The following is a 14,680-nucleotide window of genomic DNA, read 5'->3' as shown; positions in this document are numbered from 1 at the left end:
CCGCATCGCTGAACTCGCTCCCGCGGTCGCAGAGGATCAGGCCGAAGGCCTGGGAGAAACGGGGCCCGCAGAGCTCCTGGAGGGTGTCGAGCGCCTCGACCACGCTGGTCGCCGACTTGTCCGGCAGGAGGATGTAGAACTGGAACCCTATGCGCCTGACGAACAGCGTCAAGATGCACTGCGAGTCCCTGCCCTGCCTCCCGACCACCGTGTCCATCTCGACGGCGTTGTCGCGGTCGGCCTGTTCGAGGGCGCAGAAATCCGTCCACCGCCTCCCCTCGAGCACCTCGCGCGGAATGTTGGAGGATTTGGCGGACTTCGACTTCGACCTGGGCTTGTAGCGTACGGCCTTCGGCAGGTCGAGCTTCGACAGATCCCCCGCCTTGGCGCCGCCGAGGTAGTTGTAGAGGCTGCGCACGCCGAACGGTATGGCGCCGGGGTTCGCGGCGAATATGTGCTGCGGGCTCTGGCCCTTGGCGAGGCCGTCCGATATCAGGGTTATCGCGCTCTCGAACGCCTCGGGGTCGCAGTCTATCCCCTGCCTGGACTCGCTGCGCCTGGCGTCGGCTGCGTCTTGGGCCCATTTCGCCTGGTAGTACCTATAGGGATGACGGCACCCGCCGCCGACCCTGCTCGGGCAGGCGTTGCAGCAGAACGGGCTCCTTGCCAGCTTCTCGCACGGCTTCGCCTCGAAATCGGGACAGAGCGAGTTACAGAGGAAGTCCTTGCACCTGCTGCAGCGCGCCCTGCACATGCCCTTGCACAGCCCGCGCACCTCGCAGAGCCCCGCCTTCGAGCAGATGTTGCGGGTTCGGACCACGAGCATTCCCTGGGGGTCGTCGGTCCAGTTGCGCTTTACCTCCTCGGCGACCACCTTGGGCGCGCGGCCAATCGTCCTCGCGATCCACGCTATCCTGTCCCCTCTGTTCAGGCCACGCTCTATCGCGAGCCTGTCGTCGTAGGTGAGTGGGCGCCTACCGCCCTTGGAATCCCCCATGAGGGCCTCCTTCCTGTCGGTCCTTCGCCTACGGGAAGAAGGAAAAGCACAAACGGCCATGGCCACGGTTCGGAATCCGCATTTACATGATTTATGCAAGACTGGAGGTGAAGTTTTTACCTACGAGAATTCAATTTACGCGCAGCGGCCTTCGTCGGCCTTCCCTCCGCGTTAAAGAACGTGAATCCGGCTGAGGTAGTCGGATATCATCTTCCCTTCGCCGCTTCGCTCGCAAGAGAGTATCTCCTGCCCGTCCTCGTAGAGGGCAGAGTAAAGGGTTCCCCCGGCGTTGGCGAACCTGTGGAGTGCGGCGCACTTGCCCTCGGCGGCGCGGGAAGCCGGCATGATCGTTCCGACGAACTCATGGGGGCTGTCGTCGCCGAATCCCGCAGACAGCCAGGTCTGGGTTTTATCGGCGCGCATTTCTCGGACATCTTTGAAGTCGCTGCCTTCTTCTGACGTTTCGTAGCCGGCTTCGCCGATCATGGGCCCTCCTCTTCCTATGTGCTGTCGTGATCGATAATACCAGCAATTCGAAACGAATTAATACCTTGAAGATAGCTAATTTGGTACAATCGTGAAAAGACCGGGCCTGAAATGTTGGAGGATCGATGGCGAAGGCTGTGCCCCTGTCCGAGTTCCGCGTGAATTCGGCAAGGATACTCGAAGGGCTCTCCGAAACGAGGGGGTTCGCGTACCTGACCAAGAACGGCTACTCGGTGGCTGTCGTGGCGGACGTGGAGGAGTTCGAGCGCATGTACGGCTACGCCATCGACCATGGCTACAAGGCAGGTCGGGATGAGCAAAGCGAGTGATTTGGGGTACTGGGTCAAGGATCACGGTGGCGTGGTTTTCGCGGCCATCATGGTCGTCGCCCTCGTGGCGATGTTCGTGGCCGCCATCGTTGTATCCTCGCAACAGCCCGAAGCGGAGCCCGAGGACACGGTGAGCGGAGGGTACGTGGGATCCTGGTACCATGTCGAGTACGACAAGGCGTACGTGCTCACCCTTAACGGCGACGGCACGGCGCGCTACTACGACAAGACCCTGGTGCAGCCTTTGATGTTCGGAAAATGGGAGGTAGGCGAGAACATGAAGGTCTCGTTCTTCGAGCCGGAAGGCGAGCAGCCCAACGCGAGCGCCGGCGAGGAGTTTGCGTTCTACACGACGCCTAACGAGGACGGATCCATCCCGTCCTCGCCCGCTACCCTGTCCTACAAGGGATCCTACTCGTCGTCCCAGATATGGCTGTTCTGGCCCAGCAAGGCGGCTGCGGAGGCGGAATGGGCCGAGCGCAACCCGAACAAGGCGGCGGTATCGTGAACGTCGCGGTGATGACGGGGGCTTTGGGGTACAGGGAGTACAACACCACCCTCATGACCATGGACGGGTGGACGGACTCGAGGGGCACGGACAGGCACCCGACCGTGGTGGACGAGAGGGTCAACGTCGGATCCTTCATGTCCGGCGACGACCATCTGTACGCGGACGTCTACTGCCATGACGACGAGGTCGAGAGGATCGGCACGAACCCCGACCCGAAACCCGAGCGCGAGCCCGAGTTCCTCGTCCGCAAGAAGCTGCTCGACAAGCGGTACCTCGGCGGCCTGCTCTACCTGAAGGTCGGGGAGCTCGTCGTCGTCGACAGGCTGAAGGACGTGCTGCCGATGGAGGCCCCGCAAGGGGGCGGCGAGGTAGAGGACGCCGAGGTCGACCTTTATTGGGACGAGGCCGCCGAGGCCGAGGACGCCGAGGTCTGACGTCCCTACCGCGACGCGCCCCTCCCTTCCTTGGCCGCCACGTTCGCCGCGATGCTCCGGCTCTTCGCGGACTGGTAGGCGGCCTGCTTGGCCCTCGACGCCGCCGCGCTCCTCGAGACGGCCTTCTTGCGCGCCTCTTCGAGGTGCCTTGCGTGGATCTCGGCTGCGAGGCGCGAGCGCTGGCCGCGGGATTCCTGCCCCTGCGGCTTGGGCCTGACCGCCTCGCCGCCCGCCGCCTTGCGGGCCGGCGGCTCCAGGCCCGCGACTGCATATGCCGCGTCCCGCGCACCGGAGACGCGGCTTAGGTTCCTCGCCGCGTCGAAGTAGGCCGCCTCGGCCGCCCCGATGGAGCGCTCCATCCCCTCGGCCTTGGAAAGGACGTCCGCGACGCTCTCGCCCCTGGACTCGGCGATGCCCTCGAGGGCCCTCTCGGCGATCGTTCCGGCCTGGACCGCGCTTGCGTCCTCGTACGTCCAGGCCGCCTCGCTCTTGCCGCCGACGACGCCGCGCATGGCCTCGACCGCTTCCGCGTATCGTGCGACGTCGCGCGCCCACGATCCTTCGACGAGGGCGTCCTGCAGGGCCGTCTCCCTCGACGACATGATCCGCTCGGCGGCGAGCACCGCGGCGCCCCATCCTTCCGTGCGGTCGATGCCGTTGCTGCGCGCTATGGCGGCGATGCTCTCTATGTTGGCCACGCCGAGCTGGCGGCCCTGCCTCAGCAGCGACTCGGAATACGACAGCACCGCTTCGTCGCCTATGCGCTTGCGCGCGGACGCGAGGTCTATAACGGCTTGGGCGTACATGACGCTCTTTATCTCGCACCGGATCCGGGCGGCGGCCGGATCCTGGTTCCTGGCGGCTTCTTCGAGCTGCAGGTTGAGATGCGAGAGGGTGCGGGAGTACGATTCGCCGTCGACTATCCCGTAGATCTCCTTGACCTTGGCCGCGCGCTCGAGCGACTTGATGTTGTCGAGGTGCTGCCAGCGGGATCCCGCCTCCTCGTGCCATACGAGCCTCTCGGTGCCGAGACGGCACTCGACCTTCCCCCGCCTCCTCACGAGGGAGACGTCGTACGTCGCCGGCGCGGCGTCGACGTCGGGGAGGGATACGGACTCGGACGAGTTCCGCTTGATGGCCTCCCCTACCGCGACGATGCCGAAGTTCAGGCCGAGCTTCTGCTCCTTGGCCTTGCGCCCGTTGGAGTCGCAGTACGTCAGCGTCCCTCTCCTGGTTATGGTCACGCTCACGCCCTTGTCGGCGAGGGCCGCCTTGAACTGGTCCCAGCTGCTGGCCGTCCTGCACGCCTTGGCGACGGCCTTCCTGATGGACTCCTTGTAAGGCACGAACCCCTTGGCGAGCATCGCGCACTCCTCCTTCGTCCTGCAGATGCGCATCGTCTTCAAGGGATCTTCCTTGGCGTCGGACGTCCTCATTTTCGGCAACGGCGCCAGGCTGTACTTCTCGGCGAGCTCCTGCGCGACGTTCGCCTGGCGGGCGAGGTCGTCTTTCGCGAAATGCCATTTCCTGCCCGTCTGCGTGTTGAGCGCGTTGATGCAGATGTGCGCGTGGGGTATTCCCTGCAGGCCCTTCTTCAGGCGCTCGTGGTTGTCGTCGTGGTAGACGATGGCGGCCGTCGCTCCGGGGCCGAACGCCTTCACCACCCACTCCTTCGCGTACGCCCTGAGAGTGTCCAGATCGATGCCGTCCTCGGGGTCTGGCGCGAGCACGTAGTGGCGGTAGGTGACGGCCCTCCCCTCCCTTCCGCCCGTCCTCCTGTCGCATCCGGCGGCCCGCCTGAGGTCGTCCATGTACCGAGCCCAGTCGCCCTGCGCGCTCGGAGGGATCCCGACGAAGTCCTCGGCGAGGGCCCGGTCGAACTCCGCGCCGTGCCCGTCGTGGAGGTAGCCGGCTATGCCCTTCGCCGCCACGCGGAGCGTGTCGGCCTCGCTTATCTCGCCCATGCGGCGCTTGCGCCTGTCGTCCTTCGACCCCTTGCGCAGGTAGTCCATGACGCCGGCGCAGCCCGTGTGACCGGTTATGGTTTTGAGCATCGGCATCGCTAGCGCTCCCCCGCTGCCCGGTCGAGCATCAAGGAGGCCTCCATCAGCCGGTCGCTCCATCCCTGCAGGGCCTCGGCCGTGGGCGCCGGCGAGGCTCCGATAGACGCCGCCTCGAGCTCCCACGCCACCGATTTCATCGCCCTCGAGGCTGATTCCAGATCGGCGTCGGCGGCACCTTGGAGGCCGGCGGAGATGAGCTCCCGGACGTAGGAGCCCCGCACCCTTGAGGCGTCGGGCTTCCCCGCCCTGCGCGCGTAGTCGGCGCAGTCGCGGTCGAGCTTCGCGCTCAGGTCGGCCGAGAGCCTGACGTTGAGGTAGCCGCCGTCGAGCGCTTCCTGCTTCTTGTAGCCTTTGGATCGCGGCAACCGGCTTCCTTCCTTCAATGCGTTTCGAGCGCAGCGAGCGAGCGTTAGCGAGGGGCGGCCCGGCCGCCCGTCGGCGCAGCCGGCCCGTGCCTGCACGGCCCGGAGGCTTGCCTCCGGCTTACGCGCCGCGTGCGGCGCGTTCCAGGGTTCGGGGCGGAAGCCCCGTGCACGTTGTAACGCAAAATTTATTTTGTGTTACAACGTGCGTCTCTTGCTAACCTCCCTACGGAGTTTAACGTGCTGCGCGGCCTAGCGCAAGCGCGGGTTCGGGCCGATGGGTGCGGGTGGCTTTGCACAGGCTTTCCCATGAAGGGACCCTACGCGGATCCCGTAATGGAGGAAGGGTGTGTGAAGCCACCCGATGGATGCTCGGGGCGAGCATCCATCGGGCCGAGCGGAGCGCCTTCTGGCGCGACGCGAGGCCGACGTCGCGATTTTCGGGAGCCGGCCTCTTGGCGGCGAAGCGGCGGCGCGGTCGTTGCCGCGCCGAGTGTGGGCAGGCGCTCGCGGCTGTCCACACTCCCGGCGGAGCCGGGGTCGGCAGGTTGCGTTTCCCTCCACCTGGTTCGGGGGTTGATCAACTTCGCCAAGGCTTTCCACGATCGGGCGCGGGCTGTTCCGGCACCTGTGCGCAGCGCCCGATTGTGGAAAGGCGCGCTCCCATGTTCGATCCGAAGGTTGCGGGTTCCCTTCGGGCTGCGCGGAGGTCGGCCGTCCCTTGCGGTTCCGCTGCTGCGGCCCTTCCGCCCGGCTCTCAGAGAGCCGGGCGGAAGGGCTTCGGGCCCTGGCGACGCCGGCTGCGCCGCCCGCTTAGAGCGGTCGGCGCGGATGACGTCCTCCCCTGCTTTCGATCTTCCGTGTCTTTGGTTTGATGCACATGCGGGCGCGCCTTCCCACAATCGGGTGCTGCGCGCCGCTTCGCGGCGCTCCGCATTCCGGCGGGCGCCGCCGACCCGTGGGCTACGGGATCCGTGCAAGGTCCCTTCGCCCTCGGCGGCACCCGCCGGAACCCCTAGCCCGATTGTGGAAAGCCTTGGCGAAGTTGATCAACCCCCGAACCAGGTGGAGAGAAACCCCGCAATGAAGGAGAGGACAGCCGCCCCGAAAAAGGCAATCGAAGCGACGGAGGGCCGTCGCAGGCCCTCCGATTCCACCTCTGCCGAACAAGGGAGCTTGCGAGGGCGAAAGCGCCCCTTCGAGGGATCTCGCGGCCCCCGACGGGACATTGAGAACTAACAAGAAGGGATCTTGTCCAGACGTCGACCAAGCGGCAAGCTTGGGCGCTGGGTTGAAACAGTGACGTTATTTGAGGCGATAGAAGAGAGCGGCCCCCCGCGAAGGGCCGCTCTTCATCGATGGAAAGGACGACGTGGTATAAGAAGGGTGTTTGTTGCAGCCAGGAGAAGGAACAACGTGAAGGCAACGCTGCTGGCGAGGACTGCGCCGTCGAGTGTCAGGTGCAAGGACAGGCGCATCAGCGAGGCTGCAACGACGAGGCATCCTGTCTGCGCCAGCAGACGCTTATCCGAAGGTGCGAAGCCGTTGTTCCTTGCACGCATTAGGGCCAGCGAGAAAAGAAGGCATGCGAGGAACAGCGTGAGGCTTGCTATGATTCGAGCGGCAAATTCCACGTCAACTTACGCTTCCCGCCCTTGCGAGATGCCCTCATCGTCGATGATGCCCAGCAGCTCGCCAATTATCAGCCGTTTGTCGACATGGAATTTTGGATTGGGTGCCCACCGGCACCAAGTCGGACGATCATCCCTGTCGTCGCTCGGTGAGCCCTCGCTGCCGACAACCCATCCGCTCGGGTGCTTTCTATGCAATTCCACATCGATGAGAATCGGATCCCTCTCGGGTAAGTAGTCGCGACTCGTGGTTTTCATTCCCTCCATCGGTTAAAACGGGATATCCTCATCGTAAACCGCCGTATCCACTAAAGCCAGAGCTTTGTCCCCGCGCCGTAAGCGGCATCACCCGCTCGCGCCGCCTTGATATCTCTTGGACACAACGCCGTTTCATAACCCCGCGCCGCTAAGTATTTGCGGTAGTCCTCGGCATCAGCGCGTGACCGGAACCACGCGATGGTCTCCCCTAAGCTGTTCGCCACCGCCCACCAACCCTCCATGCCCATGATAGGCCTCCTTTCTTTTACGTGCGATAGTCTTTTATCTATATTGCTGAATACGACAGGTCAATACTGTCCGGAGGGATGTATAGATCTACTGACACGACGTCCACCTCTCTCCCGCCCAGCTTCGCCACCTCTTTGACGACCTCTTCTGTCTCCAGGCAGCGGCACACATTAGCGACGGTTAGAGAAACTATCAAAAAGACAAATGATAGGAACCCAAGATATACAAGAGTCAAAGAAACGACTAAGAGAGGACGTGTTATCCATTGCTAGCAGCTCCTATCGTTTAAAACGGGATGTCCTCGTCGTAAACCGACGCGACGGCGTCGGGGTCGATAGCCGAAGGTATCGCGCTGAACCGTGCGTCGACATCGGATCCCCCGCGCGACGAATCGCTGTTGTGGCTCGACATGAACTCGAGCTCGTCGATGATCACCTCGATCTTGCTGCGCTTCTGGCCTTCGCGCTCCCACTGGCTCCAGCGGAGCTTGCCCTCGATGGACACCTTGACGCCCTTCTTAAGGTACCTGGAAAGCGCCTCGGCGCGCGCGCCGAACATCGTGCAATCGATGAAGTTCGGATAATCCTCCCATTCGCCCGTCTGCTGGTTCTTGCGACGGTCGTTTACCGCCACTCCGAAGCCCAGCACCGGCAGCCCGCTCGCAGTGGAGCGAAGCTCGGGATCGCGGGTAAGGTTTCCGCTGATGATAACTCGGTTGATGCTCATGGTGTTCTTCTTTCAGTTGGCTGTCCTATGAGTGCCCGGTCTGTTCTCATAGATGCCGAAGTTCCCTCCTTCCTATCGTCTGAACAGGTCGTCGTGCGTGCCCGTACGGGCGAACTCCACTACGTCGCCGTCGATGGAGTACAGGATGAGCCAGTCGCTGCTGCGCCCTCCGACGTGCAGTTCCCTCATCCCCTGCAGATCGCCGCTCAGGGCATGGTCTTTGTACTTCAGGGGGATGCTCGCCTCGTCGCTCATGGCGACAGCGGTCATGGCGTCCTTCAGGGCCCGCATGTCCCAATGCTTCTTCGTGCAGCGTTTGACGTCTCGCTCGAAGGCCGAGGTCTTGAATACGCCGTACATCTAGATACCAAGATCCGCGAAGAGATCGTTGATGTCGTGGTAGATCGGCGCGTCGGGGTCTTTCCTCCGCGCCTCAATCTCCTGGAGCGCCTGTAGAGTCTCCTCCGTCGGGACTTTGGCGCGGGAGATCGGGTTTATCTCGAACCAGGGCCGCGAGTTCTTGATGACGACGATGGAGGCCCCGGTTTCTTCGGCCTTGCCGACGATGCTCGGCATGTTGCGACGGAACTCGGACGATGATACGGTTAAGGTGGTCATGTCATGCTCCTTAGACGGGTTGCTTCGTTAAGGTCATTGTAGCATTGTTGAGAAATTTTGTACAAAGAAACGTACAATATATATCAATCAAACACGCAGCAACGAGAACCGGCGGTTGGTGATTTTCCAACCGCCGGTTCTCGTTGCTGGAACAGGGGCGCAGGGGGCGTAGCCCCCGCTGTACCGCCGTGGCGGCTAGGGGATGGCGTCGATCACTGTGCCGAGCACCGTTCGTAGTCCCTCTCCGAAGGAGGCTCCGTTCGCCCCTGCGGTGAGGATCGCGCTGGCCAGCAAGCTGAGGACGGCCACGACGACCAACGCTGCGGCACCCCGCCCTACCGTGTACGCTACGGATTGGGCCCTGGCTGCCATCGTCGGCTTGGGCGCGTCAGGATAGACGTGTCGGACGACCACTTCTCCGGATCCCGTCTGCACGACGTTCCCCCGCGACGCCTTCAGCTGCGCGTCGATGCGCTGCAGGTCCGCCTGCCACGCGGCGGCGTCCTCGAGCCTCTTCGCCTTGACGTCGGCGAGTTCCGCCAAAGCCGCGCGGAGCCTTTCTTCCGCGTCCTCGGCCGAACCGGCCTTCGCCTTCGCGGCAGCGAGCGCTGTCTCGAGCTCGCTCGAACGCGCCCGGGCATGCTCAAGATCCTTCGCCAGGGACTCCGAGTCGAGGGCGGCCTCCTTGGCGGCGTTCTCCGCTTGCGCCGCGCGCTTTTCGGCGGCTTGCAGCTCCTCCGACAGCCTGTCCGCGAGCGAAGAGCGGCGCGAGAGCTCCGATTCCGCCTCGTCCAGGAGGCTGGCGAGCCGTTCCCGTTCCTTCAGGACGTTGGCGTACAGATCCCGCTCGTCGGAGATGTTGGAGATCAGCTCGGACATCCCGTCGTCGAGTTGCCGTATCCTCCTCTCCGCTGCCTCCGTCTTGCTGCGCGCTGTGGCGAGCTCGTCGGTAAGCGCAGACACCTTGTCCTGGAGCATGCCGAGAGCCCGGGCTGCTTGCTCGCTTTCGGAGCTTGCCGACACGAGGTCTTGCTCCGCCTTTGCGCGTCTCGCCTCGCTCCGCTCGAGGGCGGCCCTAGCCTCCTTCGCCTCCGTCTCGGCGGCTCCCTTGGCGACGGCGAAGGCGGCGGCATCCTGCTCGAGCGAGCCCAGCCGGGCGAGCGCCTCGTCTCGCGCCGACGCCGTCTTCTCAAGCTGCGCCTCCGCCTCGGCCCTGGACGCGGTTTCCAATGCCACGATGCCTTCGAGGCGGGCGCGATCCTCCTCCGCCCGCTCCAGCGCCTCCGTAGCGGCTCTGAGGGCGGCCTCGGATTCTGCGGCTCGCTTCTGTGCCTGCTCGATCTGCCGGTCCGCCTCCCGCCGGCCGGCTTCCGCCTCGTCCCTCGCGGCGGCCGCCGCGGCGAGCTCCGCCTCAAGGGCGTCGGTATGCCGTCTTTGCGCCGCAGCGTCCCTCTCGAGCGCCTCTGCAGCCATCCTCGCCTCGGCGACGATAGCCTCCAGGCGGCTGTCGGAGGGCGCTTGCGCCGCAGGTGCCGGATCCTCCTGCAGCCGAGCGGGTTCCGGTATCGCGGCGGGGGATCCCCCGCCGTCGAGGTACTCCGTGGCGGCGGCCATGTTGTCGGCGCATGCCATCTCGCTGCCCGGTTTCGGCTTGGTGCCGGCGGCGAATATGAGCACCTGGCCTACCTGGTAGCTCTCGCCGATACCTCCGTAGTAGAGGTCGCGGTCGGTGATCGTGGCGAGCACGTGGCCGCGGTATCTGGATGTCTTCACGACGACGTCACTTCCCGTACTGGCCGAGGGACTCGGGGTACTCGTCCTTATGTGCGGCTATCCACGCATCGAGCGCCTCGCGTATGACCAGCGAGCGGTTGAGCCCGTCTATGCCCTTGAGCCGGTTGAGGGCCTTGTTCTGATCCTCGGTGATCATGAAGCCGTACGTCGTATACGATTGCTCGCCGCTCGCCCCCGGGGAGGCTTGGCTTACCTCGCCGGCGTCGGCCTTCTTCGGCGTTGCGCGCGCGGCCGGTGCCCGGCGCTTGCCCGTTGACGGCTTCTTCCCCTCTTCCCCACCCTTGCGCGGCTTCGAGGGAGAGGGGGCTTCCGCCCGGCTCGGCGTGACGACCTCGGGTTCTGGCGGTGCCGGCTGGGATGCCTCCTTCGCAGCGGCTTCCCTTGCTGCGGCGAATCGGTTCGAGGTTGCCATCAGATGGCTCCTTTCTTTCTAAGATCCTTCACGACCGCTTCCAGTATCGTATGTTCGTTGGATTTGGGATGTTCCAGGTTGATTGGCTTCGACTCGACTTCGGTGTCCTTGTAGGCTACGCGGTACGGGATGACGGTATCAACGAGCAGACCGCCCATGTCTTCGCGCGAGCGGATGTAGTCGAGCATCTCGGGTGCCAGCTTGATGCGCTTGTCGTAGTTGCAAACCACAAGTCCTTTGGTGACGTCGGGGATGCGGAGCTCGGTGCACAATTCCTCGCCCCACAAGTATTGAAACATCTCGACGCCGGTGAGCCCGTTGTCCGACACGTCGGTCACGAGCACTATCGAGTCTGCGGCGAAGAAGGCGTTTTGGTTAACGAGGCCGAGCCCAGGGTTGGTGTCGATGATGATGTAGTCGTACTGGCCGAAGAACTCGCTGTTGTCCTGCAGGTAGTAGCTGAGAAGTCTGATCCGCTCGCCTTTTGCCGCGAGTTCGAATTCCGTTTTGAACAGCAGGATCGAGGACGGCATCACGTCCAGGTTCGGCAGATCGCGCAAAGGGGCGCGGATCACCGCGTCCTCCGGCGGCGTGCCCTGGTTCGTGAGGACGTCGGCAAGGGTGGTCATGTCCGGGTCGGCAATGTCGATCCCCAACCCCTTGGAGGCGTTAGCCTGGGGGTCGGCGTCCACGACAAGCACTTTATAGCGCTCTGCGAGGCAGCCGGCGATGTTGTCGACGACCATGGTCTTTCCAGCTCCGCCCTTCATGGCTCCCACCGTGACGACCCATGCGGGGTTCTTCTGGGACGTCGGCGCCTTGGCCTTTGCCATTCCCTGCCTCCTTGATTGATAGAGAACTCAAAAACTTGAATACTAGAGAACACGAGTAAAGTATACATCAAGAAAAAGAGTAGTCAAGAACACTAGAATATGAAAACTTGAAAACACAAGAACAAAAAAACAATAAAACATGAAATTATAAAAACTAGAAAATTTAAGTAATAGAAAATTTAATAAATCGAGTTATAGAGTACTTGAAAACTCGTGTAATTGAGAAAACATCCCACTGGCAACGTTAGTGAAGATCACGAATACTTGAATACTGTAGATCACGAGTATTTAAGAAATGGAATATGAAAGAATACGAATACTTGAATACTAGAATACACGAATACTTAAATCTCATAATTAAATATGAGACTTGACTACCAAAATGCTAAACATGTAAATGATGCTGCAAATAATATTTCGCAGGTTAGGCCTTGAAAAACAGCCCTGGGGGGGGGGGTATCATGGATTAGTGAAAAGCGCATAGAAAGGGTGAACGATGGCGACCCAAGAAAAACCCGTCTCCAACCAACTGCTGAAAACGGCTGCCGCGCTGGCCTCGATCCTGCTCGCGGCATCGCTGGCGTCGCCGCCGGCCGCGGCCCTTGCCGCGGGCGACGGGGACAGGATCGTCAAAACGTTCACTTACATGGAAGCGTCCGGCATGCCGGAAGGGCTCGTGCCATCGTCTATAGAGTTCGGCGGCAATGCCTACAAACTCGAAAAGGAAGGCGAACCCTACGTAGACGAATCGTACGAGCGGCAAACCGCCGAACTCGAGCATGACACGACCGTGGAAGCGGGCGTGCTCGATGTTGGCTACGCCATCGCCAGCATGCCGGCCACGATGGACGCGTCGACGATCGATCCACTCTACGAAGGGGATCTGCCGCTTGACAGCGTCGAGCAGATCCCCGTCTACCAGCTCCGCACCCGTCAGGTTGACCGGCCGGTGGACTATCCCGGGCTGCCCACCAACGACGTCGATGCGACGATACCCGCGTACGCGGACTTCACCGTGACAAGCGGCGATGGCCCCGATACGACGACGACCAAGACGCTGGCCCTCTCTGACGTCGAGTTCGAGGTCACGGCCACCGACGACCTAGGGCTCCCCGTATCGTACACGGCCCATGCCAACTACCGCGGCACCGAGGACTACCTCGAGACGATCGCCTACACCGTCACAGGCCATTACAAGGGGATCGCGACGGAGAAGGACAGGCGCATGGCGCTGGACGTTACCTACTACCACGAGGTTCCCGAGCCTGCACCCGTACCTGAGCCGGAGCCGGAGCAGCCGTTCGATGTGATCCCCTACGTCGTCGGAGCGGGGGCGACAGGTGCCGTGCTCATCGCCGTGGCGGTGGTCTGGAGGCGGCGCGCCCGCATCACCAAGACGTTCGACGACGGCAGCGTGGTGGTGCTCGCGCGGGTCAAGGCTGTGAAAACAGGCGACGGCGCGTGGAGCGTCCGCGTGCCCGACAGGCTGGAACGCGGGCCGAAGGAGCTGCGCCCGACGCAGCGGATGATGAGGTTCCCCTCCATCGCGATAACCCGCGACGGGATGGTTCTGCGGGAGTCGGCTCCCGTGAAGGTCATGCAGTTCGACGACGGGGATGGGGAGGCGAAGCTGCAAGAAGAATGACGAACTAGGCCCCGATGCCGGGGTGCGCATGGCTCTCCGCCCGGTCTGTCCATGCGCCCCCCGGCATCGGGGCCGCCGATCGGAGGGATACGAACCCTGCGCTAGGCAAACAGACTGGGCATAAGACCGGGCGAAAGGATGTTGGGACATGAGCGAAAACGAAAAGACCGAGAAGCTGGAATATCAAACGGAAGAGAAGATCGAAGGGCTGACCGAGCCGCTTGAGGGCGAGAAGGATATCGAGTCCGAGCCTGCGCAAGGGGAAACGGTGGACGGCGGGGGTTCGCCTAAGCGCAAGCGTCGCATCTTCGCAGCGGCCGTCCTCGGCGTTGCCGTGATCGCGCTGTGCATTGCGGGCATCGTGGGCGCTGCAACGCCCTCGGAGGCACCCCAGCCCGAAAAATCCCAGCCGGAGCAAGAGGCGGTTGCGCCTAAGAATGATCAGAAGTATTCCCTCGCGGTCAAAATCGAAGCCGAAGGGTGGACTGATACCGCGACTAAGGCGACAGTGCGCGTCGAAGCTGCGGCTCCGCACGGAGAGATGGAACCCATCGAGCGCGAGGTCGAGTGCGGCGAGAATATCGTCCTTGTAGAGGCCGATGAGTTCGTGAAGGACGCCACTTACAAGGTGTCCGTGTCCAAAACCCCCGTGCTTGAAGACGGATCAACCTACACCGCAGGGGAGCCTTTCGAGCTTAAAGCCCCCTCTGATGCTGCTGCGAGCGCGAGCAACACCGTAAGGTCGCTTGGCCTTGAGTGGGATAACGAGCGCGAAGACGCTATGGTCATGTTCGAGACGGTTTCAGCCGATGAAAAGAAGATAATCGTCAACATCACTCTCGCGCCGAAAGCGCTGGCCGACATGAGTGCCGAAGAGGTCGAGGCGTCGGCAACAGCCCTCGAAGCGGCAGGCAAGTCAGACGCCGCCCAGGCGGCCGTGCAGAGCGCCCCTGCCACATCGGGTAATGCTGTGCAAAGCGGGGGGACCGGAGGTGGATCGACGTCCGGGGGAGGTTCCTCGGAACCTGCGCCGGCTCCTGATCCCGCCCCTGGGCCCGACCCTGTGCCGGCTCCTGCTCCCGAGCCGGATCCTCCGGCGCATGTCCATAACTGGATTCCCGAAACGACAGAGAAGACTATTTACCACAATTTCTGTGGGATTTGCGGCGCTGATATTCAGGGAAACGAAGCGGGTCATCTGAAAAACCATGCCCTAGCAGGGGAAGGCGTTGGCAACGCCTATCCGTCTCCTGTAGGGACGGAGACTGTGAACACTGGCCGCTACTACTGCTCCTGTGGGGAGTGGAAATAGAAGAATCGAAGGCGAACGAG

16 protein-coding genes are annotated in these 14,680 nt (G+C 62.8%); 5 read left to right on the top strand and 11 right to left on the bottom strand.

Annotated features, from left to right (window positions below; translation table 11 throughout):
* A partial coding sequence (locus tag HMPREF1023_RS14830) for a helix-turn-helix domain-containing protein (RefSeq protein ID WP_009307276.1) occupies window positions 1–997 on the bottom strand: 997 nt, incomplete at its 3' end.
* A 171-nt stretch (window positions 998–1,168) separates the two neighbouring features.
* Complete coding sequence (locus HMPREF1023_RS14825; protein ID WP_009307275.1) at window positions 1,169–1,483, bottom strand: hypothetical protein; 315 nt, start codon at window positions 1,481–1,483, stop codon at window positions 1,169–1,171.
* Window positions 1,484–1,608: 125 nt separating this feature from the next.
* On the opposite strand from HMPREF1023_RS14825, the gene HMPREF1023_RS14820 reads away from it, so the two are divergent.
* Genes HMPREF1023_RS14820 through HMPREF1023_RS14810 form a run of 3 tightly spaced genes read left to right on the top strand, consistent with a single transcriptional unit; the run spans window position 1,609 to window position 2,757 of the window.
* Entirely contained in the window at window positions 1,609–1,812 is a 204-nt protein-coding gene (locus HMPREF1023_RS14820; protein ID WP_009307274.1) for a type II toxin-antitoxin system Phd/YefM family antitoxin, read from the top strand.
* Complete coding sequence (locus HMPREF1023_RS14815; RefSeq protein ID WP_021409101.1) at window positions 1,796–2,320, top strand: hypothetical protein; 525 nt, start codon at window positions 1,796–1,798, stop codon at window positions 2,318–2,320. The genes HMPREF1023_RS14820 and HMPREF1023_RS14815 overlap by 17 nt, the downstream gene beginning before the upstream one ends.
* Window positions 2,317–2,757: a hypothetical protein gene (locus tag HMPREF1023_RS14810; protein WP_009307272.1), complete on the top strand. Its 441-nt coding sequence runs from the start codon at window positions 2,317–2,319 to the stop codon at window positions 2,755–2,757. The genes HMPREF1023_RS14815 and HMPREF1023_RS14810 overlap by 4 nt, the downstream gene beginning before the upstream one ends.
* A gap of 5 nt (window positions 2,758–2,762) precedes the next feature.
* Here the strand turns inward: HMPREF1023_RS14810 and HMPREF1023_RS15050 are convergent, their stop codons facing one another.
* The 9 genes from HMPREF1023_RS15050 to HMPREF1023_RS14760 all read right to left on the bottom strand — a co-directional run bounded on the left by HMPREF1023_RS15050 (window position 2,763) and on the right by HMPREF1023_RS14760 (window position 11,703).
* Entirely contained in the window at window positions 2,763–4,688 is a 1,926-nt protein-coding gene (locus HMPREF1023_RS15050) for a relaxase/mobilization nuclease domain-containing protein (RefSeq protein ID WP_232228739.1), read from the bottom strand.
* A gap of 131 nt (window positions 4,689–4,819) precedes the next feature.
* Window positions 4,820–5,185 (bottom strand): hypothetical protein, encoded by a 366-nt coding sequence (locus tag HMPREF1023_RS14800; protein WP_114534462.1) that lies wholly within the window; start codon window positions 5,183–5,185, stop codon window positions 4,820–4,822.
* 1,936 nt (window positions 5,186–7,121) lie between these two features.
* Window positions 7,122–7,319, bottom strand: a complete 198-nt coding sequence (locus HMPREF1023_RS14790; RefSeq protein WP_009307267.1) for a hypothetical protein — start codon at window positions 7,317–7,319, stop codon at window positions 7,122–7,124.
* Window positions 7,320–7,605: 286 nt separating this feature from the next.
* The gene (locus tag HMPREF1023_RS14785; protein WP_009307265.1) at window positions 7,606–8,046 is read right to left on the bottom strand and encodes a single-stranded DNA-binding protein; all 441 of its coding nucleotides are present in this window, start codon (window positions 8,044–8,046) and stop codon (window positions 7,606–7,608) included.
* 72 nt (window positions 8,047–8,118) lie between these two features.
* Complete coding sequence (locus HMPREF1023_RS14780) at window positions 8,119–8,406, bottom strand: type II toxin-antitoxin system YafQ family toxin (protein WP_009307263.1); 288 nt, start codon at window positions 8,404–8,406, stop codon at window positions 8,119–8,121.
* On the bottom strand, window positions 8,407–8,664 hold the full coding sequence (locus HMPREF1023_RS14775; RefSeq protein ID WP_009307262.1) for a type II toxin-antitoxin system Phd/YefM family antitoxin: 258 nt from the start codon (window positions 8,662–8,664) through the stop codon (window positions 8,407–8,409). It abuts the gene before it with no gap.
* 195 nt (window positions 8,665–8,859) lie between these two features.
* Window positions 8,860–10,437 carry a hypothetical protein gene (locus HMPREF1023_RS14770; protein WP_009307260.1) on the bottom strand — a complete coding sequence of 526 codons (1,578 nt, stop codon included), beginning with the start codon at window positions 10,435–10,437 and terminating at the stop codon, window positions 8,860–8,862.
* A 7-nt stretch (window positions 10,438–10,444) separates the two neighbouring features.
* The gene (locus tag HMPREF1023_RS14765) at window positions 10,445–10,870 is read right to left on the bottom strand and encodes a hypothetical protein (protein ID WP_009307258.1); all 426 of its coding nucleotides are present in this window, start codon (window positions 10,868–10,870) and stop codon (window positions 10,445–10,447) included.
* The gene (locus HMPREF1023_RS14760; RefSeq protein ID WP_009307256.1) at window positions 10,870–11,703 is read right to left on the bottom strand and encodes a ParA family protein; all 834 of its coding nucleotides are present in this window, start codon (window positions 11,701–11,703) and stop codon (window positions 10,870–10,872) included. The genes HMPREF1023_RS14765 and HMPREF1023_RS14760 overlap by 1 nt, the downstream gene beginning before the upstream one ends.
* A 496-nt stretch (window positions 11,704–12,199) precedes the next feature.
* Between HMPREF1023_RS14760 and HMPREF1023_RS14755 the strand changes: the two genes are divergently transcribed.
* Both HMPREF1023_RS14755 and HMPREF1023_RS14750 read left to right on the top strand, forming a co-directional pair.
* The gene (locus HMPREF1023_RS14755) at window positions 12,200–13,348 is read left to right on the top strand and encodes a hypothetical protein (protein ID WP_009307254.1); all 1,149 of its coding nucleotides are present in this window, start codon (window positions 12,200–12,202) and stop codon (window positions 13,346–13,348) included.
* A gap of 148 nt (window positions 13,349–13,496) precedes the next feature.
* A complete protein-coding gene (locus HMPREF1023_RS14750; protein ID WP_009307252.1) occupies window positions 13,497–14,660 on the top strand; it encodes a hypothetical protein in 1,164 nt (387 codons plus the stop codon).
* The last annotated feature ends 20 nt before the right edge of the window (window positions 14,661–14,680 follow it).

Origin of the sequence: Eggerthella sp. 1_3_56FAA, assembly GCF_000185625.1 — a bacterium.
GTDB classification, from domain to species: domain Bacteria; phylum Actinomycetota; class Coriobacteriia; order Coriobacteriales; family Eggerthellaceae; genus Eggerthella; species Eggerthella lenta.
Note: the sequence above shows the minus strand (reverse complement) of the source record. Positions and strands in the feature narration are given on the sequence as shown.